This window comes from Rathayibacter sp. VKM Ac-2760 (assembly GCF_009834185.1).
Classification (GTDB): Bacteria; Actinomycetota; Actinomycetes; order Actinomycetales; family Microbacteriaceae; genus Rathayibacter.
This window is the reverse complement of the sequence record NZ_CP047173.1, coordinates 2,307,165-2,328,353: the sequence shown is the minus strand read 5'-3', so window position 1 is coordinate 2,328,353 and position 21,189 is coordinate 2,307,165. Positions and strand designations below refer to the sequence as shown.

Genomic DNA, 21,189 nt, shown 5'->3' with positions numbered 1-21,189 from the left:
GGTGCCCCGGGAGGTGAGGAGAGGGACATGGAGCGAGGCGGGAAGCTGGTGCTGCACGGCGCGCGGAAGGTGGACGCGGCGGGGGCCGTCGAGGACTTCTGGCTGCTCGCGGACGAGGGCGTCATCGTCGAGGTCGGGACCGGGCGCGGCTGGGAGCGGGCGGCGGAGGGCGCGCGGGTGCACGACGCGGCCGGGCTGACGGCGACGCCCGGCTTCGTCGATCTGCACGTGCACGGCGGGGCGGGGCGCAGCTTCGACGAGGGCGCGGACGGGATGCGGGCGGGGCTCGCGCTGCACCGCGCGCACGGGACGACGCGCTCGCTGGTCAGCCTGGTCTCGGCGCCGGTCGGCGAGCTGGAGGCGTCGCTCGACGCGGTCGCGGCGCTGGCGCGGGAGGATCCGCTGGTGCTCGGCGCGCACCTGGAGGGGCCGTTCCTGGCGCCGTCGCGGCGCGGGGCCCACGATCCCGGGGCGCTGATCGCGGCGGGCCCGGAGGTCGTCGCGCGGCTGCTCGATGCGGCGCGCGGGTGCCTGCGCCAGATCACGATCGCTCCGGAGCTGCCCGGGGCCCTCGCCGCGATCGAGCAGCTCAGCGCGGCGGGCGTGGTCGTCGCCGTCGGGCACACCGAGGCGGACGCCGCGACCACCCGGGCGGCGTTCGAGCGCGGCGCGCGGCTGGTCACGCACGCGTTCAACGCGATGCCGGGCATCGGGCACCGCGCGCCGGGGCCGATCCCGGTGGCGCTGGCCGACGAGCGGGTGGTGCTGGAGCTGATTCTGGACGGCGAGCACGTGGACGCGGACGTCGCTCGGATCGCGTTCGCGTCGGCGCCGGGCCGGATCGCGCTGGTCACCGACGCGATGGCGGCGGCGGGAGCCGGGGACGGCGCGCACCGGATCGGCCGGCTGCGGGTCGACGTCCGGGAGGGCGTCGCGCGGCTGGAGGGCACCGAGACGCTCGCCGGGTCGACGCTCACGCTCGACGCGGCCGTGCGCCACGCGGCCGGGGCGGTCGGCCGGCGGCTGGAGGCGGCGATCGGCGCCGTCACGGCGACGCCGGCGCGGGTGCTCGGCGAGGAGGACGGGCTCGGCGCGCTCGCGGTCGGACGGGCGGCCGACGTGGTGGTGCTCGACGACGCGCTGCGGGTGCAGCGGGTGTGGGCCGCGGGCGAGCCGGTGCCGACGGGCTAGAGCCTCCGCGGCTCGATCCGCAGCTCGATCCGCAGGGGCGCTCCGCTCCGCAGGTCGACCGCGAGCGTGCGCGGGTCGAGCTGCAGCACTCCGGCCGCGGATCCCCGCAGCTCGACGTCGACCGGGAGGCGCACGAGGACGCGCTCGCCCAGGCGCGCCGCGGCCGCGTCGGCGGGGCTCCGCAGCACGCACTCGACCGACTCGGGCGACCAGGCGAGCGACTCCACGCGGAGTGCGCCGCGCAGGTGCAGACCGGTGATCCTGCCCTCGGTCCAGCGCGCGGGCAGCGCGGGCAGGAGGCGCAGAGTCGCGCCGTCGGACTGGGCGAGCATCTGCACCACGAGCGCCGGCAGGCCGCCCGCGGCGTCGACGTTGAGGATCGCGTCGGCGTCGTGGGTCGGCATCATGTTCGGGCGCCAGTGCAGGCGGGCGAGCCAGTCGACGCACTGGAGCGACGACTCCGCATCGCCCAGGGTCGCGGCGGCGAGGCCGGCCTGGACGAGCCCGAAGGCCATCTCCATCCGGCCGGGCGGGGCGGTCGGCTCCTCCGCCCGCCAGCGCAGCCGGGCGCGGACGGCCTCGAGCGCCGCGGCTGCGACGGTGGGATCGGCGGCGTCCGCGTCGCCCTCGTACCACCAGGGGTAGAGGTGCGAGGCGTGGCGGTGCTCCGGGCGGTCGGTGAGCGCGGGGTCGAGCCACTCGGCGAGCTGCCCGTCGGGGCTGATGCGGGCGCGGGGCAGTCGCGCGGCGAGCGCGTCCCACCGCTCCGCCCGGTCGTCCTCGTGGCCGAGCAGCCGCTCGATCCGCGCCGCGATCGTCAGGGCGTCGCGGATCATCGCGATCTCGGACGCGGCGTCGCGGGTGATCGGCGTGCCCTGGTCGCCCGGCCGGTTCTCGGGGGAGTAGCCGGGGGAGACGTGCGCCGTGCCGTCCTCGTCGAGCACGAGGGCGTGCTCGTAGCAGGCGACGACCTCGCGGGCGAAGGGCCGGGCCCAGCCGCGGAGGAACTCCTCGTCGCCGGTGAGGGACCAGTGGTCCCACGCCGTCCGCAGGATCCAGCCGCCGCCGCCGAGCCAGTACTGCAGCGGGTACTCGGGCGTGAAGTGGTTGGCGCGGCCGTGTCCGGAGATCCGGGTGGGCAGCAGGAAGCCGGGGGCGCCGAGGATCCGCTCGGCGTTCCGCCGGTAGTCGTCCTCGTGCTCGGCGACCGCGGTGAAGAACGAGCGCAGCAGCTCGGGAGTGCCGGTGGCGCCGAGCGAGGCGATGCCGCCGTTCTGCACGTTGCCGTTGAGCGTGTAGTCGGAGGACCAGGCCGGCGCCCAAGAGCCGGCCCAGACGCCCTGCAGGCTCGCGGGCAGCTCGCCGGTGGCGGCGATGATCGCGTGCCGGCCGGCGGCGTAGGCGCGCTCGATCAGCTCGTCGTCCGCGGCGGGATCGGCGCGCACCTCCTCGATGCTCCGCCCGGTCGCGGCGCCGAGTGAGAACGCGGAGGCGCCGACGAGTCGCTCGTGCGGGGTGGTCGCGGCGGCGAAGCGGGCGAGCACCGGGGGCGCTGCGGGGGCCGGCGCGGTCGAGGTGACCGCGATCCGGAGCTCCAGCTCGAGCTCGCGGGTGCCCAGGACGCGCCAAGTGGGCCAGGCGGCGTCGCGATCGACTGCGACGGCCGCCTCGCCGCGGAGGACGCGCACGGTGACGAGGGCCGAGCGGAAGCCGGTGGGCCGGGGGTGGCGCGGCACCGTCTCGAGGGCGAGGGCCTCGCCGCCGTCGACGGCGCGGACGAGGGCGTGCTCGCGATGGTCGCGCGGGGCGTCGGGACCGAGGTCGGGCTCGGTCGGCTCGTCGGCGGGCGCGAGCTGCAGCTCGCCGGAGAACGGGAGTGCCGCGGAGACCGTCACGCGGAGCCGGTCGGCGCCGCGGTCGGCGCGGACGACGACGGTGAGGCCGGTCGGGAGGGTGAGGGCGGCGGTGCCGGCCGCGTAGTCGACGGAGCGGGACCGGGCGCCGGTCGCGCCGGTCGGGTCCGTCGTGAGCGCCAGTCGCAGTACCCCCGCCGGCACGAGCGGATCGGCGTCGAGCAGCGCGCCGTCGTGTCCCTCCTCGGCCCAGGCGGCCCGGTGCCACTCCTCGATCCGGCCGGCGTCCGCGTCGCTCACCGGCGGGTGCGCGAGCAGCGCGCGGATCGCGGGTAGCAGCGGCGCGAGCAGCGGCGGTCCGATCAGCGGGTCGACCGGCAGCCGCAGGCGCTCGTGCGAGAGGGAGACGACCGCGCCGACGGCGCCCTCGTGGAGCGCGGCGCCGGTCGTGCCGGTGCCGACCATCAGGCCGGTCTCCCAGCCGGTGGCGGCGGTGCTGCCGTGGAAGCCCGGGGTGGCGTCGACGGCGCTCACCGGGGCGTGATCGCGAGCCGGAGGCGGCGCGGCTCGGTCGTGGAGCCGCCGAGGAGGATCCGGGTGCCGGCGATACGGTCGGCGCCGCCGACGTAGCCGAACATCTCGCCGTCGTCGAAGACGGGCGGCAGGCCGTCGCCCGGATCGGTGCCGATCGCGAGAACGGCGGTGTCCGTGCGGACGACCGCGGAATCGCCGTCGAGCCACCAGCCGTCCTCGAGCACCGCGGCGCCCGCCACCTCCGCGTCGCCGTCGATCACGAGTTCGAGGGCATAGCGCGTCTCCAGCCCGGAGAAGGAGACCCGCACGTCGATGCCTATCTCGTCGACCTCGATCGCCACCTCGGTGCGCAGCTCGACCTCGAAGCGCTCGCGCCGGGCGAAGTCCATCACCGAGAAGAAGCGGCCCTCGCTGTCGGGCACGGCGGTGACGTCCGGCGCGCCGGCACCGAGCGTGTCGTAGTAGCCGGAGACCCGCCGCTCGACGAGGACCGCGCCGCGCTCGGTCGCCTCCAGGGTCTGCGGTCGGGCGCAGCCGAGCGAGAAGAACGCGGGCGAGACCCGGAGCGAGCGCAGCACCAGGCCGTGCGCGCGGGCGCGGAGCAGGGTCGCCGAGTTAGCGAGTCCGGAGCCGATCCGGCCGGTGGCCGCGAAGTCGCTGCCGGCCGAGACGGACACCGAGAGTGGGCCCTCGCGACGGCGGAGCAGCCTGCTGACCGGGTAGCCGCGCGTGACGGAGGCGGGCGTCGCGGCGGGCTCGGGCAGAAGCGCGCCGATCTCCGGCCGGCGCAGCAGCTCGGCGAGGTGCCGCTCCGGCTCGCGCAGCACGCGCTCGAGGATCTGCCCGACGATGCGGGCGGCGTCGGCGTCGCCCTCCTCGATCGCGAGCAGGCGGTACGGCGAGAGCAGGTTCTCGACGTCGTAAGGGATTGTCTGGTCCTGGCGGCGCGAGTGGACGCACTCGATCTCGCCGTCTTCCTCGACCAGCCCGGCGATCGCGCGGAGGTTCCGCCGCACCGGATCGAGCAGGGCCGGCCGGTCGAGGTCGTGTGCGAGCGCGAGCAGGCTCGGGTTCGTGACCTCGGTGGCGTAGACGGCGCTGCGCTCGCTGTACTGGCCGTCGGCGTCGATGTCGATCCCCTCGGCGAGCCAGGCGTCGGCGCGGTCGAGGAGCGCGGCGGCGAGGGCGGCCGACGCGCCGTCCGCCGAGCGCCCGCCGTGCACGTGAACCGCGAGGGCGGCGAGGGCGCTCGCCAGCTCCCAGCGGTGGTTCGGCGTGTGCACGCCGCCCGCCAGCATCGCGGACGAGGCGGCGACCGCGATGCTGGCGAGACCGGCGCGCACCTGCTCGAACCCGGCGGGCCGGTAGCGGTCGAGCAGCTCGACGCAGCCGCAGAGGTCGTTGATCGTGAAGGCGGTGTCGGGCGGCGAGGCGAGGTTGCCGCTGCTCGAGAACAGACCGCTGTCGAGCTGCTGGGCGGCGAGGTGGCGCAGGTAGGTCTCGGCGGCGTCCCGCGACTCCGGTCCCTCGTCGTCCTCCGCGATCGCCAGGGCGACCAGGGAGGTGATGGCGCGCATGGTCGGCCGCGGACCGAGCCCGGTCAGCGGCTGCCGGGCGCGCGCGACGAACTCGTCGCAGCGCACGCGGGCGTCCGCGACCAGCCGGGCGGCGTAGGGGGCGTCGGCGACGGGGATCACGGGGTCTCCTCGGGGGAAGGAACGGAGGCGGGGGTGAGGCGCAGGCTGACGATCTCGAACGGCCGGAGTTCGAGTGCGATCCGCCCGGAGGCGAGGCCCAGCAGGGCCGTCCCCTCGACGTCGCGGTCGAGCAGGTCGACCTCGCGCGCGCCGCTGAGCGCAGGCGCGACGACGAGTGCGGTTCGGACGCGTCCGCCGAGCGCCTCGTGCAGCCGCACGATCACGTCACCGCTGCGGTCGGCGGCGAGGGTGACCGTGTCGACGACGACGGCCGGATCCTCGACGGCGACGAGCGGCTCCGGGACCGACCGCCCGACGACCGTGCGCGGGGCGGTGCTCGCGGCGAAGCCGGCCCGGACGGCGTCCGCGATGCCGGGCGCGACCGTGAGCGTGCTGAGGAACGCGTGCTCGCCCTGGTCCGCCTCCGGATCGGGGAAGGTCGGCGCGCGCAGCAGCGACTGGCGGACGACGGTGCTCACTCGGCCGTCGTCGATGGTGCGCTGGACGTCGTAGCCGTAGACCGCGTCGGAGGCCACCGCGACGCCGAACGCCGGCTCGCCGACGTGCAGCCAGCGGTGCGCGCAGATCTCGAACCTCGCCGCCTCCCAGCTGGTGTTGGTGTGCACGGGCCGGCGCACGTGGCCGAACTGCGTCTCGGCCGAGGAGTGCTCGGCGTGCACGTCGAGCGGGAAGGCGAGCTTCAGCAGCTTCCGCCGCTCGTGCCAGTCGACGACGGTGCGGATCCGGACCGCGGGCTCGCGCGGATCGAGCGCGATCGTCTGGGTCGCCGAGCTCGCGCCGAAGCTGCGGCGCACGACGACGCTCGCGCCGTCCTCGCCGAGCTCGACCGTGCCCTCGAGCAGGTCGACGACCGTCTCGCGGTAAGCGGCGTCGAGGTCCCAGGCGTCCCACTGGTTGGGCTCGTCGCGGTGCAGCTGCAGCAGATTCGCGACCCGCCCGGCCGGCAGCAGCTCGCGCCCCGAGGCGCGGTCGACGATGCTCGAGACGAGCCCCTGCCCGGTGACCACGACGACGAGGTACGGCGACTCGAGCACGAAGCCCTCGCCGGCGGCGCGCACGGAGAGTCCCACGGCGGCCTCCACCGCAGCCCCGCCCCGCGCCGGCACCCCGCCGACGGCGACCGGCGCCGCGTTCAGCGCGATCCGCAGCTCGCCCGGCCCGATGAGCACCGCGAGCCGCTCGGCGATCATCCGCTCCAGCGCCTCCGTCACCTCGGCGTGCGTCCGCTCCGCCTCGCGGTGCACCCAGGCGATCGCGGTGCCGGGGAGGATGTCGTGGAACTGCAGCAGCAGCACCCGCCGCCAGAGCGCGTCCAGCTCGTCGAACGGGAACGGGACGCCGTGCCGCAGGAACGCGACGCTCGCCCAGTACTCCGCCTCGGCGAGCAGCCGCTCGTTGCGGCGGTTGCCCTGCTTGGTCCGCGCCTGCGAGGTGAGGATGCCGCGGTGGAACTCGAGGTACATCTCGCCGGACCAGACCGGCGGGTCGGTGTACTCGGCTTCGGCGGCCTCGAAGAAGTCGTGCGCGGGGGAGAACTCGAGCCGCGGCGAGCCCTCGAGATCGGACTGCAGGCGCACGAGCGCCATCATCTCGCGGGTCGGCCCGCCGCCGCCGTCGCCGTAGCCGAACGGCATCAGCGAGCGCGTCGCCCGCCCGTGCTCCTGGAAGTTGCGGACGATGCGCGCCAGCTCGGTCGGCCGCAGGTCACCGCTGTAGGTGTTCGAGGGCGGGAAGTGCGTGAAGATCCGCGAGCCGTCGAGCCCCTCCCAGACGAAGGAGTGGTGCGGCATCGCGTTGGTCTCGTTCCAGCACATCTTCTGCGTGAAGAACCAGCGCAGTCCCGCCTTCCGCAGCAGCTGCGGCAGCGCGGCGGAGTAGCCGAAGGAGTCCGGCAGCCAGCCGACCTCGCTGATCGCACCGAACTCCTCCTGGAAGAAGCGGGCGCCCTGCTGCAGCTGGCGCACCAGCGACTCGCCGGAGGGCAGGGTCACGTCGGACTCGACCCACATGTTGCCGACCGGCACGAAGCGGCCCTCGCGGACCCGCTCGGCGATGCGGGCGAAGATCCCGGGGTGGTGCTCCTTCATCCAGGCGAACTGCTGGGCGGAGGAGCAGGTGAAGACGGCGTCGGGGTCGCGGTCCATCAGGTCGAGCACGTTGGAGAAGGTGCGCGCGCACTTGCGGACCGTCTCGCGAGTGGGCCAGAGCCAGGCGGAGTCGATGTGCGCGTGGCCGGTCGCCGAGATGCGGTGCGCGGAGTGCGCGGCCGGGGCGGCGAGCAGCGGCGCGATCACGGTGCGTGCGTCGGCGACGGTGCCGGCGAGGTCGTCGGGGTCCAGGGCGTTCAGCGCGCGGGTCAGCCCGGCGAGGATCTCGTGCCGGCGCGGTTCGGACGCCGGCAGCTCGTCGTGCAGGCCGCGGAGGACGCTCAGCTCGAGGCCGAGCCGCTCGGCGACCGTGTCGACCAGCACGAGCGAGAAGCGACCGAGCCGGTAGAGCGGCGCGGTGGGCGCCGTCGCCCGGTCGCCGTAGGGGGTGGGCGAGAAGCCGCCCGGGCCGGCGAAGTCGTTCCCACCGGTCAGGTCCGGGTTCGAGGCGCCCTCCACCCAGATCAGGAACGACTCCCCGGCGGCGGCGTCGAGCGGCACGTGGTGGTTGCGCGGCTCGAGCCCCTTGAGCACCCGGCCGTCGGCGGCGCGCGCGAGACCCTCGCACTGGAAGCCGGGCTTGGCCCGGTCGAAGCCGAGGTCGAGCGAGAGCTCGATCCGGAACCTCTCGCCCGCGTCGCCCCAGGCGGGGGGCACGGACCCGGACACCCGGAACCAGGTGGTGTCCCAGGCGGTGCCCCACGGCGCCCCGGGCTCGATCGGCTGGTAGCGGTTGCGCGGATCGGTCGCGGTCTCGAAGGCGACCGGCTCGCCGGCGGCCGTCCACGCGGCGACGGCGAGCGGGATCCGCTCGGTCGTCACCGCGAGGGGGAGGCGCTCGGCGAGGAAGCGGTCGACGCGGGCGGCGGCCTTGACCGAGTCGTGGTGCATCAGTCGCGCAGCCCCGCGTTGATGTCGGACCCGGTGATGTACTTCTGGAACACCAGGTAGATCGCCACCAGCGGCAGCATCGAGAGCACCGAGGCCGAGAGCAGGATCGCCCAGTCGATGTTCTGGGCGCCGATCAGCTGGCGCAGCGCGATCTGCAGGGTGAAGTTCTTCGGGTCGCTGAGGATGATCAGCGGGAAGATGTAGTCGTTCCAGCGCCACTGGAACGAGATGATCGACAGCGTCAGGATGATCGGCTTCGACAGCGGCAGCATGATCCGGAAGAAGATCGAGAGCTCGCGCGCCCCGTCGATCCGGGCCGCGTCGAGCAGCTCGTCCGGCACCGTGATGAAGAACTGCCGGAACATGAAGACGCCGGTCGGCGTGAGGATCGACGGCATGATGATGCCCATCAGGGTGTTGTACAGGCCGAGGTCGCGGACCACGGTGAAGACCGGGTTGAGGATGACCTCGCCGGGCAGCATCGTCGTGGCGAGGATGCAGAGCGCCAGCACGCTCAGCCACGGCGACTTGTACTTCGCCAGGGCGTAGCCGGTGGTCGCGCTGAAGAACACGGTCAGCAGCGTGGTCAGCGTCGCGACGACGAAGGTGTTCGAGAAGTAGCGGACGAAGTCGACCCGCTCCAGCGCGCGCTGGTAGCCGTCGAGCGTCCACTCGCGCGGCAGCAGCGAGAGCGGGTAGGTGAAGAGGTCGCCGCCGCCCTTGAACGAGCTGAGCAGGAACCAGAGCAGCGGGAAGAGCGTGAGGATCGCGATCGCCCAGAGCATCGCGGTCGGGCCGATCGAGCGGCGGAACTCGCCGGTCTTCTTCCGGGTCAGCGGCGCGGGCGCGGCCGGCGTGCGCTTCGGGCGAGACGTGCGGGCGGGGGCGGGGGTCGTGGTCACCATGCCTGGCTCCTCTTGCTGATGGCGAGCTGGACGGCGGCGATGATCAGCAGGATCACCAGCAGCACCATCGAGGCGGCGCTGGCGTAGCCGACGTTCGACTGCGCGAATCCGGTCTGGAAGATGTACTGGACGATGAGCTGGTTCTCGGTGCCCGGCCCGCCGTTGTTCAGGGCCTGGATCATCGCGAACTCCTTCATGTGCCCGAGCGTCGAGAGCAGGACGACGAGCAGCGTGGTCGGCGCGATGCCGGGGAGGGTGATCGAGACGAAGCGCTGCCAGGGGTTCGCGCCGTCGAGCTCGGCCGCCTCGTACTGCGAGACCGGCACGTTGTTCAGCGCCGCGATGAACAGCAGCATGTTGAACGCCGCGCCGCCCCAGGCGGAGGCGAGGATCACGACGAAGAGCGAGAGGTCGGCGTTCGAGGACCACGGCACGGCGCCGCCGCCGAGCGAGGTGATGGCGAAGTTGACGAAGCCGAAGCTCTCGCCGAACATCCAGCGCCAGATCACACCCGCGACGATGGGGGAGACCAGCCAGGGCAGGAAGAAGATGATGCGGGCGCCGATCTTGCCCCTGGCCCGCGCGTTGTTCAGCGCGACGGCCATCAGCAGGGAGAGGCCGCAGGCGAACGGCACCGAGAACAGCGCGTAGACGAGGGTGCGGCCGACCGCGGCGTAGAAGACCGGGTCCTGCGCGAGCGCCGTGTAGTTGTCGAGGCCGACGAACTCGATGTCGCCGAAGCCCCGGTAGGAGGTGAAGGAGTACATCACGCCGAGCGCGCCGGGCCAGACGAAGAAGAGGGCGAAGAGGATCGCGACGCCGACCGTCAGCAGCACGGTGCTGACGACGTAGCGGGGGCGGCGCACCGGGCGCCGGCGCGAGCCCTTCGATCCGCGACCCGCGCCGGGGACCGTGAGGACCGCCTCCGGTGGCGAGGACGGAGTGACGAGCGGCTGAACGGTCATGATGCTCTCCTGGTCGTGCGTTCGTGCGTTGGGGAGGCGTGCGAGGGGGGAGGGCGGTGCGGGGAGGGGGCCCTGCACCGCCCGGAGGGCCGGCGGGCGCGGGGCTACTCGCCGAGGGCGGCCTGGGTCGTCGACAGGATGTTGTCGATCGTCTCGTCGACGCTCTGCTGGTCGTTGAGGTACTTGATCGTCTCGTCCTTGAGCGGCTCGGACTGGAGGAACTTGCCTTCGTAGCCGCCGATCAGCTGGTCGACCGTCTGCAGCGAGGAGACCGCGGGCGAGGCGGCGATCTCGGCGTTGTAGAGCGCGAACGCGTCCTGGTTGGCCGGGTAGTTCATCTCGAGACCGGTGACGGCGGGCAGGCAGCCGGCGATCTCGCAGTACGCGGAGTACTGCTCCGGCTGGTAGAGCCAGTCGATGAACTTCTGGGCGGCCTCCTCCTGGCCGGTGCCGTCGAACGCGACGATCCAGGAGGCGGCGCCGTAGTTGGTCGCCTTGACCGGCTGCTGCGGGGTGGGCACCGAGGCCCACTCGAACTCGGTGATGTTGGACTGGAAGTCCGCGATCTGCCAGACGCCCGAGTAGTACGACACGACCTGGCCGCTCTTGAACGTCGCGCTCGCGTCCTCGCCGGCGGTCCAGACCGACTTCGGCATGAAGCCGTCGTCGTTGAGCTTCTTGAAGTACTCCAGCGCCGTCTTGGTCTCGTCGTTCGCGGTGAAGGTGCCGCCGTCGTCGACGATGCCCTCGCTGCCGAACTCGTAGAGGAACGAGCGGAGGCGGTGCGCGGAGTTGTCCATCACCATGCCGTACTGCGCACCGGTGGCCGCCTGGACCTCCTCGGACTTGGCGACGAACTCGTCCCAGGTCCAGCTCTGCGTCTCGTCGGTGGGGTAGCTGACGCCCGCCTCGTCGAAGAGCGACTTGTTGATGAACATGCCGACCGAGGTGAGGCTGGTGGGCAGCGCCTTGACCTTGCCGTCCTCCGGGTCGGGCACGGCGAGCAGGGGCAGGATGTCCTGGTCCTCGGCGATCTGCGAGAGGTCGAGGATCTGGTCCTTCCACAGCGGGTCGACGTTGGCGGCCGCGGCGAGGGCCGGCAGGTCGTTCGCCTGGGCGCTGTTGCGCAGTCGCGTGGTGAGGTCGTCGCCCGGGACGTCGACGATCTCGACCTGGACGCCGGTCTGCTCCTCGTAGAGATCGGCCATCTTCTGATAGCCGCCCCCCTGGGTGCCGTCACCGGAGAGGACGAACTGGAGGGGGTCCGAGGCGCTCGCTCCGGAGGAGCCGTTCGCGCATCCGGCGAGAGAAGCGATCAGCACTCCCGTGCCGAGGATCGCCAGGGTGGCGCGTGCTGTCTTCTTCAACGGAACACCTTTCATGTGTCTGTCATTCGACGAGGCGCAGGTGCTTCGTCGTCGAGGCGGTAGTGCTTTCTTATCAATGCGAGACATATAGGTCAACAAGAATCTTCGAGTCGGCCGAACTCGTGATTCGCCTGTAACTCGCGGAAACACCGCCGTAACGCGGAAGTGTGCTGCACCACGCGCCACGCGACTCCCGTCTTGTCCCGCTGGCCCGGAGGTGCTTTCATGCCACTGTGACGATAAATGAGCCCCGAGCCGCAGCCCACCTCGTCGGTGTCGACGTGGGCGGGACCAAGACGCACGTCCGCCTCCTCGACACGGACGGAGCGGAGGAGGACCTGCTCCTCCCGTCCAGCACCTGGCGCTCGGGCGAGCTCTTCGCCGACCCCGAGAACCTGCCGCGACTGGCCGACGTGCTGCTGCGCCTGCGTCCCCTCGCGGCGGACGCCGTGGTGGTCCTCGGCGTGCACGGCTGCGACACCCCGGGGCAGATGCGGGAGGCGACCGCGTCGCTCTCGCTCCGCCTCGGCCGGCCCGTCACCGTCGTCAACGACGCCGAGCTGCTCGGCTTCGCGGAGCAGGAGGCGCCGAGCATCCAGATGATCGTCGGCACCGGCGCCGTGATCTGCGGCAGCACCGCGGACGGCGTCCGGATCACCGTCGACGGCCACGGCTGGCCGCTCGGCGACCGCGGCAGCGCGCACGACCTCGTCTCGACGGCGCTGCGCGAGACGCTCGTGGCCTGCGACCGCGGCATCGCCCCCGACGGTGCGGCCTCGGACCCGCTGATCGGCGCCGTCCTCACCGCGTTCGACGCGGCCGACGCCGCGACCCTCGCCGCCGAGGCCACGCGCATCGCCGGCGGCGCGGCCTGGGGCGCGTTCGCCCCGCTCGTCTTCGAGCAGGCGGCCGGCGGCTCGGCCCTCGCCGAGCGGATCGTCGCGGACGCCGCGCAGGCGCTCGCGGCAGGCGTCGCCTCGCTGGTGCGGCGCGGGGCGATCGGCTCGCTCGTCGTCGCGGGCGGCGGCGTGATCGTCAACCAGCCGGAGTACGAGCGGCGGATCCGCGAGCGGCTGGCCGAGGAGGCGCCGCAGCTGGCCTTCGTCGTCGTGCGGCGCCCGCCGGTGGTCGGCGCGATGGCGCACGCCCGGGCTCTCGAGCACGCGCAGACGCTCGCGGCGGCCGAGCGCACCCTCTCGGAGGTGGCCTCGTGAGCCTCACCGGAACCCGCGGGAGCACCGCGTTCGCCCCCGGGACCTCGGTCCGCGTCTTCGACACCTTCGCCGAGGCCTCTCGCGCCGCCGCCGATCTCGTCGCCGAGCGGATCCTCGCCGACCCGCGGGCGGTGCTCGGCGTCGCCACCGGATCCACGCCGTCGCTGCTCTACCGCGAGCTCGCCGCGCGCGTCACCGCCGGCGCACTCGACTTCGCCGGCGCCCGCGCCTTCGCCCTCGACGAGTACGTCGGCCTCCCGCCCGGGCACCCCGAGAGCTACCGCGCCGTCCTCGACCGCGAGGTGCGCCTTCCGCTGGGGATGGGCGCCGTCGAGGTCCCCGACGGCATCCGCGGTGACTACGACGCGGCGATCCGCGAGGCCGGCGGCGTCGCGCTCCAGATCCTCGGGATCGGCGGCAACGGGCACATCGGCTTCAACGAGCCCGGCACCCCGCACACCGTCGGGACGCACGTGGTGCGGCTCGCGCGGAGCACACGCGAGGCGAACGCGCGCTTCTTCGACGGGCGCCTCGAGCTGGTCCCGGAATCGGCGATCACCCAGGGCATCGCGACGATCCTGGCGGCACGCTCGCTCGTCCTGCTCGCCAGTGGCGCGGGCAAGGCCGACGCGGTGGCGCGGGCGCTGCTCGGGCCGGTCGACGCCGGCTGCCCGGCCTCGGCGCTGCAGGGTCACCCGGACGTGACGGTGCTGCTCGACCGCGAGGCTGCCTCGGCGCTGGAGCGGGAGCTCGGCTGAACCGGGAGCTCTGCTGAACCGGGCGCTCAGCTGAACCGGGCGCTCAGCTGAGGTAGGTCGCCGTCCGCGAGCGGGCGATGATCAGCTGCGCGACGCCGACGAGGGCCGCGTCGGCGCCCAGCTCGGCGGTCGTGATCCGCGGCGGGATGGTGATCCGGCCGACGAGGCGCCGCGTCACCTCCCTGATCGCGTAGTCCGGCCGGCGGGTCAGGTGCCCGGCCAGCACGATCAGCTCCGGATCGAGCACGGTGCAGAGCGCGATGCAGGAGAGGCCGATGTAGTCGAACACCTCGGCGGCCGGCGCCTGCGCGGCGGGCTCGCCCGCGGCCGCCGCGTCGAGCAGGGCGCCGAGCGGGTTGGCCGCGCCGGCCGCGTGCTCCCGGGCGTAGCCGCGCGAGAGGGCGGCGATCCGCGACTCCAGGTCGCCCTGCGTCGTGTACGGCCGCTCGAGGTGCGAGCGCTCGGTGACGAGGTAGCCGATCTCGCCCGCGGCCGAGCGCGAGCCGCGCAGCAGCGCGCCGTCGTGCACGATGCCGGCGCCGACTCCGACGCCGAGGACGTAGGTGGCGAGGCTCTGCGCGCCACGGCCGGCACCGCGCGACCACTCGCCGAAGCCGATCGCGTTCGCGTCGTTCTCGACCAGCACGGGCACGCCGACCCGGGCCTTGAGGATGCTGCCGAGCATGACGTCGCTCCAGCCGAGCTCGATCGTGTTGGTGACGCGGCCCTCCAGGCCGTGCACGATGCCCGGGATGGTGACGCCGACGCCGGCGCAGGGCTTCCGGATCTTCTGCGCGGCGGCCATCAGCAGGTCGACCATCTCGATGGTGCCGGCGAGGCGGCGATCGGCGTCCGAGCCGTCGCCGTCGAGCTCGAAGGCGAGGACCTCGTCGCGGACCGTCTTGCCGTCGAAGTCGACCAGGCGGCCGTGCGCCTGCGACTCGGAGACCTCGATCGCCGCGACCACCCGCGCGTCGCCGGCGTAGCGGTAGAGCGAGGACGGCCGGCCGCCGGAGGAGCGCTCGCGGCCGTCGAGCACGATGACGCCCTCGCCGAGCAACGCGGAGCAGAGCCGCTCGACCGTGGCGGCGCTGAGGCCGGTGTGCCGGGCCATCGCGCTGCGGGAGGAGGGGCCGTGCAGGCGGAGCGCGTCGACGATCGCCGTGCGGTTGATCTCGGTGACGACGCGGGTCGTCGCGGTGCGCGGAACCTTCATCCGACCCTCCCTCGCGGAGTTTCCCAGCATAGTGATGCGGATGGGCGCGCCGGTGCGAAGCGGGGGTCGTCAGCGCCGGTGCCACCAGCGGCCGCGGCGCTCCGGCTCCGGCGCCTCGGGCGCCGCGAACCGGGCGTTCCGGCGCTCGTTCCAGGCGGCGACCTCCGCGTCGACGTCGCGGAGCGGCGTGACCACCGGCGGGCCGCCCAGCAGCTGGCGGCGCGCCTCGACGATCCGCTTGTTGAAGTCGGCGAGCACCGCCCGCACCTCGGACTCGCGCATCAGCCGGTCGAGCTGCGCGTCCAGCTGCCGGTCCTCGGCGCGGAGCAGGAACGCGGCCGGACCGATGCCGGTGAGGTTCTCGCGCTCGATCTTGCGGCGGATCCACCAGTCCGGGTCGTGGTGCCCGCCGAGCCCCTCCAGCGGCTTGCCCGCACCCGGCAGGCCGTCGAACTCGCCGCGGCGGATCGCCTGCTGGATCGACGTCTCGATGAAGGCGGCGCGGTCCTCGGCGTTCTCGGGCAGCGAGCCGCGGCTCTCGTCGCCGGTCTCCGGGCGGCCGCCGGTCGCGCGCTCCGCGGCGTACCGGGCGGCGCGATCCCTGGCTTCGGACATGGGGCCTCCTCGTCGTCCAGGGTAGAAGAGACCGCCGACACCGGGTACCGTGCCTGGGCATGCGAGACCTCGTCTACTACCTCGCCGTCTCGCTCGACGGCTTCCTCGCCGATCCGTCGGGCGACGCCTCGGCCTTCCCGGTCACGCCGGAGATCCTCGCCGACCTCTTCGAGCGCTACCCCGAGACCTGCCCGGCGCACCTGCGCGCGGCGCTCGGCGTCACCGCGGCGCCCCGCCGGTTCGACACCGTGCTGCTCGGCCGCCGCAGCCACGCGCCCGCGGTCGACGCCGGGCTCGTCGACGGCGCGTATCCGCACCTGCGCCAGATCGTGGTGACGCACGGCGAGCTGCCCGCCTCCGACCGGGTGGAGACGATCTCGGGCGACGTCCGGGCTCGGGTCGCCGCGCTCAAGCGGGAGCCGGGGCGCGACCTCTGGCTCTGCGGCGGGGGCGACCTCGCCGCGCAGCTGATCGACGAGATCGACGAGATCCAGGTGAAGATCTCGCCCGTGCTGCTGGGCGCGGGGGTCCCGCTCTTCGGCGGACTCGCGCAGCCGGTGGCGCTCGAGGCGGTCGACCTGCGCGCGCTGCCGGGCGGGGTCGCGCTGGCGACCTACCGCAGGCGGGACAGCGATCAGCTGTAGGGCCGCACCGACACGTTCTTCCCGAGGGTCGTCCAGTCGAGACCGGGGGAGTCCTCCGGCTCGACACCGTCGGGATGCACCTGCACCACCACCGAGGTGCGCTGGGAGATCTTCAGGTCGCCCGCACCGCTGCAGCCGCTGAAGGGACCGTCGTCGCCGTCGACGATGACGCAGTGATCGTCGCCGCGGATCGACGAGCCGAGATACACGTCGACGCCCTCGGCGGTGCCGACGAAGCGCACGGAGTCCGGTTCGATCTGCTCGCTCACGTCGCCGAGATCCGGCAGCACGTCGCGCTCGTCCCGTGTGCGGTCGAAGTCCGAGTAGGGCGTCGGGCCCGCGCACCCGGCCAGCAGCGGCAGAGCGAGCAGTGCGAGCGCGGCGGCGGTGGCCCTGCGCTGGTGGTTCCGTGGCATCGCGTCCCCCTCGTGCTGCGGTCCGCCCACCCTAGGTGCGCCGCACGGTGATCAGCCAGCCGGACAGGTCCTCGTCGCCCTCGTGCTGCCGCGCGACGCCCATCGCGTACGCGTGCCCGTCGGCGTCGGGCTCCGAGCGCGGGCCCCAGTCGATCTCGGGGACCGGCCTGCGCGTGTCCGCCGTGGACCGCAGCGGCTCGAGCTCCGCGGAGCCGGGCCGGGCCGTCCAGGTGCCGTCGTCGAGCCGGGTCAGCCGGGTCCGGATCGCTGCGATGGCCGTCACGACCCCCTCGATCCAGACCGTGTCGGCGGCGCCGGTCGCGTCGCCGTAGTAGTCGAGCATCCACGGGGTCTCGTCGAGGTCGCCGCCGAAGTAGCCGCCGCGGTAGGGGACGGCGAGCCGCCGGATCCGGTCGCCGACGGCGACGATCACGCCGTCCTCGTCCAGCTCCGAGGTCGTGCAGAGCGCCTGGAGCAGGACGTCGTCCTGTGGCGGGTCCGGCGCGAAGAAGTCCATGGGGCTACCGGACCACGCGGCCCGGTCCTCGCGCAAGAAGGACGGTGGAGCGGCTCCGGCTCGCGGAATCGACTCGGGCTCGCCGGAACGGCCCGATTCGGCGAGCCGGGGCCGGTTTCACGAGCCGGAGGTGGGCTGTCCGGAGGCGGGCCGTCCGGAGGTGGGCTGTCCGGAGAGGGGCAGCGCGGTCACGGCCCGCCGAGCCAGTGGTCGATGCGGTGGTGGTCCGGGGTGAAGCCGTGCTCGACGCCCCAGAGCACGGCCTGGGTGCGGCTGGCGGCGCCGATCTTGCCGTAGACGCTGCGGATGTACGACTTGACCGTGTTCGGGCTGAGGTAGGTGAGGGCGGCGACGTCGGCGTTGCTCTTGCCCTGGGTGATCAGCGCGAGGATCTCGGACTCGCGGTCGGTGATGCCCTCGTGGCGGCCCGGCCAGTCGAGGCCCGGGGCGGTGCCCGCGCGGCGGGGCGGCTCGCTGACGACGAGCTCGCCGGAGCGGACGGCCTCGAGGGCGGCGACCAGCTCGCGCGCCGGGAGGGTCTTCGAGAGGTAGCCGCGCACGCCCTGCTCGAGCGCGTCGGCGACGAGGTCGGGGTGGAAGTTCCAGGTGTAGACGACGACGTGCTCCGCGCGCGGGTTGCGGACGAGGTCGGCGAGCTCCTGCAGGTCCGACTCCGGCTGGGCGAACGAGTCGTAGAGGACGATGTCGATGCGGTCGGAGAGCGCGGCGTTCGCGTCGATCTCGGCGACGACGACGCGGTCGCGGTAGTGGTCGAACATGTGCGCGAGGCCCTTGAGCACCACGTCGTAGTCGTCGACCAGGGCGACGGTCAGGGGCGCGGTCGGAGGCGGGGGCATGCACGGACCGTACCCCTCCTAGACGCGGCGCGGCTACACCCCCAGGGGTGTACCGGCCACCCCCGGGCGACTGCTTGGGTTGCTCATCGGCCCCGCGACCGCAGGGCTCCAGCGCACGATCCGTCGTGCTGACAGGAAGGTGACTCCCGTGCTCGGACTCATCATCAGCCTCATCGTCGTCGGCCTCATCGCCGGCGCTCTCGCCCGCCTCATCGTCCCCGGACGGCAGAACATCAGCATCCTGATGACCATCGTGCTGGGGATCGTCGGATCCTTCGTCGGCGGCTTCCTCGGCTTCCTGATCTTCCAGCACGACCCGATGGAGGGCTTCCTCCAGCCCGCCGGCATCATCGGCTCGATCATCGGCGCCGTCATCGTGCTGTTCCTCTACACCCGCTTCGGCGGACGCGCCCGCAGCCGCGCCTGATCGCCGGCGCACCGACACGACGCCGACCCGGGATCCTCCAGGTCGGCGTCGTTCGTCGTCGGTGCTGCGCGTCGACCGCCCCCTCCTCCACGCCCCTCGATCCGCGTTGCGGAGATCGGCTCGTGCCGGAGCTCACCCCGCGGTGATCGACGTGATGCTCGTCAGTTCACTCGGGCGCCTCGGGAGAGGAGTTCGGCGGCGGCAGCCAGGTGCCGGTGAAGGGCGGCACGCTCCTGATCGGTGAGGTGAGGTGTGTTCTGCTCGAGTGCTGAGTCGAGCGGCTCGTCGGCCCGTTGGAGTATCGCTGCGCTGGCCGTACTGCTGAGCTCGATCCGAACCCTGCGTCGGTCCCGATCATCGGTCGTGACGGTCAGTGCCCCTGCGGCAGCGGCGGCTCCGACGATCCGCGACACGAGGCTCTGCGCCAGTCCGGTCCGGTCCGTGACCTCGCGGATCGATGCTCCCGGATGCCGCGCGACGTCTTCGAAGACGGCGAGCTGACCGGCATTGACACGGTCCACGCCCACATTCCCGGTCGCCTCGAGGGCGATCTCGCGGAGGGTGCGGGCGAGACGGTGGAGTTCTGACGCACGCATGCACTCATTCAATCACCAGTGATACTGTAGTTCCATCACTAGTGATTGAAATGAGGCGAGACGGTGCACTGGGACTGGGACACGACCAACCGGATGGTGGATGACGTCGCCATCGCGGCGGGGATCATCGTCCTCATCGTCCGCCAGTTCCTCTGGCGCTCGACGCAGCTGCATCGGATGCTAGGGCTGCCCACGGTGATCATCGGAGCTGGACTGGTCTCCCTGGCCGTCGAACTGTGGGGAGGCTTCCGATGGGTCGAAGCAGACTGGATCATCATCGGCGAACTCGTCCTGGTGACCGGGACCGGAACGATAATGGGCCTGGTCACCCGGTTCAGGACCACCGACGCGCACCTCGAGTACAAGCTCAGTCCCGCGGGGATCTGGCTGTGGGCTCTCTTCGTCGTCATCCGGGTCGGATCTCTCTCCCTCGCCTCCGTGCTCGGAGCGAACCTGGCAGAAGCCACCGGAGTGATCCTGCTGTCCTTCGGAACCAACCGGCTGGCCGCCGTTCTCGTCGTGCGCAAGCGCGCAGAAGCGCTCCTCGCCGGGCCGGCGTCGTTCGTCGTCGGGGCCGCTGCCTCTACTCGAGCAGCTTGCCCGCGGTCGCGACCTCGCGGATCAGCGCCTGGATCTCCTCCGGCACCGCGGGGATCTCCTCGCGGGTGATGCCGGTGGACGGCGACCAGACCAGGTTGACCTGGAGGGCCGGGTCGATCTCCGGGTAGTCGCTGCGGTTGTGGCAGCCGCGGCTCTCGCGGCGCTCCAGCGCGGCCTCGAGGGTCGCCCGCGCCGCCATCGCTGCGGACTTCAGGTCGAAGGCGTGCGCCAGGTCCTGGTAGCCCGCGATGTCCGGGTGGATCCCGATGTCGGCGATGCGCGCCTCGATGGCGTCCAGCTCGGCGAGACCGGCCAGCAGACCCTCCTCGTCGCGCACGACGCCCGCGTGCTCGGTCATCGTGTTGCGGATCGCGCGCTGCAGGGCCCGCACGTTCTCCTCGCCGTCGGAGGCGAGCAGGTCGGCGATCTCGTCGCGGGCGACCTGCACCGAGGCCGCCGAGCGGGTCTGCGCGGTCAGCGACGCGGAGTACTCCGCCGCGGCCTGGCCGACGATCCGGCCGAAGACGAGCAGCTCGATCAGCGAGTTGCCGCCCAGGCGGTTCGCGCCGTGCAGTCCGCTGGACGCCTCGCCGATCGCGTAGAGCCCGGGGACGTCGGTGCTGTGGTCGTCCGAGCGGACCCAGACGCCGCCCATCGAGTAGTGCGCCGTCGGGGCGATCTCGATCGGGTCCTTCGTGATGTCGAGCATCTGCAGCTCGAGCATCGTCTGGTAGACGCGGGGGAGGCGGGTCATGATCGTCTCGCGCGGGAGGTGCGAGACGTCGAGCCATACGCCGCCGTTGGGCGTGCCGCGGCCCTCCTTGATCTCGGTGTAGCAGGCCAGCGCGACGCGGTCGCGGGTGGAGAGCTCCATCCGCTCGGGGTCGTACCTGCCCATGAAGCGCTCGCCGAGGCCGTTGCGGAGGATGCCGCCCTCGCCGCGGGCCGCCTCGGAGATCAGCGTGCCGGCCGCGTTCTCGGGCTCGATGATGCCCGAGGGGTGGAACTGGACCAGCTCCGGGTCGCGCAGGCGCCCGCCGGCCTCGACGGCCAGGCGGAACGAGTCGCCGGTGTTCTCGTCGCGGCGCGAGGAGGTGCGGCGCCAGATCCGGTTGTGGCCGCCGGCGGCGAGGATCACCGCGTCGGCGTGGATGAGGTAGCGGGTGCCGTCGACGAGGTCGAAGCCGTACGCGCCGAAGACGGCGCCGTCCTCGTTGACGAGGATGCGGGTGACGTAGACGGTGTCCAGGATCGGGATCTCGAGCTGCGCCGCCCGGTTGACCAGCGTCCGCTGGATCTCGAGGCCGGTGTAGTCGCCGGCGAAGGCGGTGCGGCGGTAGGTGTGCGCGCCGAAGAAGCGCTGCGAGATGCGGCCGTCGTCCTCGCGGGCGAACGGCATGCCGTAGCGCTCGAGGTCCTGGATGCCGCGGGCGGCGTTCGAGGTGACGATCTCGACGGTGTGCGGGTTGGCGAGCAGGTACGACTCGGTGATGGTGTCGGCGGCGTGCTGCTGCCAGCTGTCGTCGGGGTCCATCGTGGCGAGCGCGGCGTTGATGCCGCCGGCGGCGAGCGAGGTGTGCGCGTCCGACTTCGAGCGCTTGCCGAGGGCGAGGACGTCGACGCCGGCCTCGGCCAGCTCGATCGCGGCGCGGAGTCCCGAGCCGCCGGTGCCGATGACGAGGACGGAGGTGGAGCTCCGACGCTCCGCTGTGGCGGTGGGTGCTGAAGTGGTCATGCCTCCACGCTAGGCAGAGCGCT

At 73.0% G+C, this 21,189-nt stretch carries 19 protein-coding genes; 6 read left to right on the top strand and 13 right to left on the bottom strand.

From position 1 onward, the window contains the following. The first annotated feature begins 27 nt into the window (after positions 1-27). Entirely contained in the window at positions 28-1,191 is a 1,164-nt protein-coding gene (locus tag GSU72_RS10560) for an amidohydrolase family protein (RefSeq protein WP_159984977.1), read from the top strand. Here the strand turns inward: GSU72_RS10560 and GSU72_RS10555 are convergent. The 6 genes from GSU72_RS10555 to GSU72_RS10530 form a co-directional block, all read right to left on the bottom strand. Beyond that, a complete protein-coding gene (locus tag GSU72_RS10555) occupies positions 1,188-3,578 on the bottom strand; it encodes a glycoside hydrolase family 95-like protein (protein WP_159984976.1) in 2,391 nt (796 codons plus the stop codon). The two genes, GSU72_RS10560 and GSU72_RS10555, sit on opposite strands and share 4 nt — an antisense overlap. Beyond that, positions 3,575-5,275: a hypothetical protein gene (locus tag GSU72_RS10550; protein ID WP_159984975.1), complete on the bottom strand. Its 1,701-nt coding sequence runs from the start codon at positions 5,273-5,275 to the stop codon at positions 3,575-3,577. Before GSU72_RS10550 ends, GSU72_RS10555 begins: the two co-directional genes overlap by 4 nt. Further along, the gene (locus tag GSU72_RS10545; protein ID WP_159984974.1) at positions 5,272-8,334 is read right to left on the bottom strand and encodes a glycoside hydrolase family 38 C-terminal domain-containing protein; all 3,063 of its coding nucleotides are present in this window, start codon (positions 8,332-8,334) and stop codon (positions 5,272-5,274) included. Before GSU72_RS10545 ends, GSU72_RS10550 begins: the two co-directional genes overlap by 4 nt. Next, positions 8,334-9,239, bottom strand: coding sequence for a carbohydrate ABC transporter permease (locus tag GSU72_RS10540; protein ID WP_159984973.1), 906 nt, complete (start codon positions 9,237-9,239; stop codon positions 8,334-8,336). The genes GSU72_RS10545 and GSU72_RS10540 overlap by 1 nt, the downstream gene beginning before the upstream one ends. Continuing rightward, positions 9,233-10,204, bottom strand: coding sequence for a sugar ABC transporter permease (locus GSU72_RS10535; RefSeq protein WP_159984972.1), 972 nt, complete (start codon positions 10,202-10,204; stop codon positions 9,233-9,235). The genes GSU72_RS10540 and GSU72_RS10535 overlap by 7 nt, the downstream gene beginning before the upstream one ends. Before the next feature lie 104 nt (positions 10,205-10,308). Continuing rightward, positions 10,309-11,571, bottom strand: coding sequence for an extracellular solute-binding protein (locus GSU72_RS10530; RefSeq protein WP_244255761.1), 1,263 nt, complete (start codon positions 11,569-11,571; stop codon positions 10,309-10,311). A gap of 233 nt (positions 11,572-11,804) precedes the next feature. On the opposite strand from GSU72_RS10530, the gene GSU72_RS10525 reads away from it, so the two are divergent. Together GSU72_RS10525 and GSU72_RS10520 are read left to right on the top strand one after the other, a co-directional pair. Continuing rightward, the gene (locus GSU72_RS10525; RefSeq protein WP_159984970.1) at positions 11,805-12,785 is read left to right on the top strand and encodes a BadF/BadG/BcrA/BcrD ATPase family protein; all 981 of its coding nucleotides are present in this window, start codon (positions 11,805-11,807) and stop codon (positions 12,783-12,785) included. Then, on the top strand, positions 12,782-13,543 hold the full coding sequence (locus GSU72_RS10520; RefSeq protein ID WP_159984969.1) for a glucosamine-6-phosphate deaminase: 762 nt from the start codon (positions 12,782-12,784) through the stop codon (positions 13,541-13,543). The genes GSU72_RS10525 and GSU72_RS10520 overlap by 4 nt, the downstream gene beginning before the upstream one ends. A gap of 43 nt (positions 13,544-13,586) precedes the next feature. Here GSU72_RS10520 and GSU72_RS10515 read toward each other — a convergent pair whose 3' ends face one another. Both GSU72_RS10515 and GSU72_RS10510 read right to left on the bottom strand, forming a co-directional pair. Then, complete coding sequence (locus tag GSU72_RS10515; protein WP_159984968.1) at positions 13,587-14,759, bottom strand: ROK family protein; 1,173 nt, start codon at positions 14,757-14,759, stop codon at positions 13,587-13,589. 69 nt (positions 14,760-14,828) lie between these two features. Then, on the bottom strand, positions 14,829-15,374 hold the full coding sequence (locus GSU72_RS10510; RefSeq protein ID WP_159984967.1) for a DUF1992 domain-containing protein: 546 nt from the start codon (positions 15,372-15,374) through the stop codon (positions 14,829-14,831). Between the two features lie 59 nt (positions 15,375-15,433). Between GSU72_RS10510 and GSU72_RS10505 the strand changes: the two genes are divergently transcribed. Then, positions 15,434-16,018 (top strand): dihydrofolate reductase family protein, encoded by a 585-nt coding sequence (locus GSU72_RS10505; protein WP_159984966.1) that lies wholly within the window; start codon positions 15,434-15,436, stop codon positions 16,016-16,018. On the opposite strand, the gene GSU72_RS10500 is transcribed toward GSU72_RS10505, so the two are convergent. The 3 genes from GSU72_RS10500 to GSU72_RS10490 all read right to left on the bottom strand — a co-directional run bounded on the left by GSU72_RS10500 (position 16,009) and on the right by GSU72_RS10490 (position 17,808). Next, a complete protein-coding gene (locus GSU72_RS10500) occupies positions 16,009-16,434 on the bottom strand; it encodes a hypothetical protein (RefSeq protein ID WP_159984965.1) in 426 nt (141 codons plus the stop codon). The genes GSU72_RS10505 and GSU72_RS10500 overlap by 10 nt on opposite strands. Before the next feature lie 31 nt (positions 16,435-16,465). Then, positions 16,466-16,951, bottom strand: a complete 486-nt coding sequence (locus GSU72_RS10495) for a hypothetical protein (RefSeq protein ID WP_159984964.1) — start codon at positions 16,949-16,951, stop codon at positions 16,466-16,468. Between the two features lie 188 nt (positions 16,952-17,139). Further along, positions 17,140-17,808 (bottom strand): response regulator transcription factor, encoded by a 669-nt coding sequence (locus tag GSU72_RS10490; RefSeq protein WP_159984963.1) that lies wholly within the window; start codon positions 17,806-17,808, stop codon positions 17,140-17,142. A 148-nt stretch (positions 17,809-17,956) separates the two neighbouring features. Between GSU72_RS10490 and GSU72_RS10485 the strand changes: the two genes are divergently transcribed. Further along, on the top strand, positions 17,957-18,235 hold the full coding sequence (locus GSU72_RS10485) for a GlsB/YeaQ/YmgE family stress response membrane protein (RefSeq protein ID WP_123732321.1): 279 nt from the start codon (positions 17,957-17,959) through the stop codon (positions 18,233-18,235). A 161-nt stretch (positions 18,236-18,396) separates the two neighbouring features. Here the strand turns inward: GSU72_RS10485 and GSU72_RS10480 are convergent, their stop codons facing one another. After that, positions 18,397-18,756, bottom strand: coding sequence for a MarR family transcriptional regulator (locus tag GSU72_RS10480; protein WP_159984962.1), 360 nt, complete (start codon positions 18,754-18,756; stop codon positions 18,397-18,399). A 138-nt stretch (positions 18,757-18,894) separates the two neighbouring features. Here GSU72_RS10480 and GSU72_RS10475 point away from each other — a divergent pair, with 138 nt between their 5' ends. Beyond that, entirely contained in the window at positions 18,895-19,500 is a 606-nt protein-coding gene (locus tag GSU72_RS10475; protein ID WP_159984961.1) for a hypothetical protein, read from the top strand. On the opposite strand, the gene GSU72_RS10470 is transcribed toward GSU72_RS10475, so the two are convergent. Continuing rightward, complete coding sequence (locus GSU72_RS10470; RefSeq protein ID WP_159984960.1) at positions 19,415-21,166, bottom strand: FAD-binding protein; 1,752 nt, start codon at positions 21,164-21,166, stop codon at positions 19,415-19,417. The two genes, GSU72_RS10475 and GSU72_RS10470, sit on opposite strands and share 86 nt — an antisense overlap. Between the last annotated feature and the right edge of the window lie 23 nt (positions 21,167-21,189).

Coding starts and splice junctions, on each gene's coding strand:
- GSU72_RS10560 (WP_159984977.1), top strand. CDS start 28: ATGGAGCGAGGCGGGAAGCTGGTGCTGCACGGCGCGCGGAAGGTGGAC.
- GSU72_RS10545 (WP_159984974.1), bottom strand. CDS start 8,334: ATGCACCACGACTCGGTCAAGGCCGCCGCCCGCGTCGACCGCTTCCTC.
- GSU72_RS10540 (WP_159984973.1), bottom strand. CDS start 9,239: ATGGTGACCACGACCCCCGCCCCCGCCCGCACGTCTCGCCCGAAGCGC.
- GSU72_RS10535 (WP_159984972.1), bottom strand. CDS start 10,204: ATGACCGTTCAGCCGCTCGTCACTCCGTCCTCGCCACCGGAGGCGGTC.
- GSU72_RS10515 (WP_159984968.1), bottom strand. CDS start 14,759: ATGAAGGTTCCGCGCACCGCGACGACCCGCGTCGTCACCGAGATCAAC.
- GSU72_RS10510 (WP_159984967.1), bottom strand. CDS start 15,374: ATGTCCGAAGCCAGGGATCGCGCCGCCCGGTACGCCGCGGAGCGCGCG.
- GSU72_RS10505 (WP_159984966.1), top strand. CDS start 15,434: ATGCGAGACCTCGTCTACTACCTCGCCGTCTCGCTCGACGGCTTCCTC.
- GSU72_RS10500 (WP_159984965.1), bottom strand. CDS start 16,434: ATGCCACGGAACCACCAGCGCAGGGCCACCGCCGCCGCGCTCGCACTG.
- GSU72_RS10495 (WP_159984964.1), bottom strand. CDS start 16,951: ATGGACTTCTTCGCGCCGGACCCGCCACAGGACGACGTCCTGCTCCAG.
- GSU72_RS10490 (WP_159984963.1), bottom strand. CDS start 17,808: ATGCCCCCGCCTCCGACCGCGCCCCTGACCGTCGCCCTGGTCGACGAC.
- GSU72_RS10470 (WP_159984960.1), bottom strand. CDS start 21,166: ATGACCACTTCAGCACCCACCGCCACAGCGGAGCGTCGGAGCTCCACC.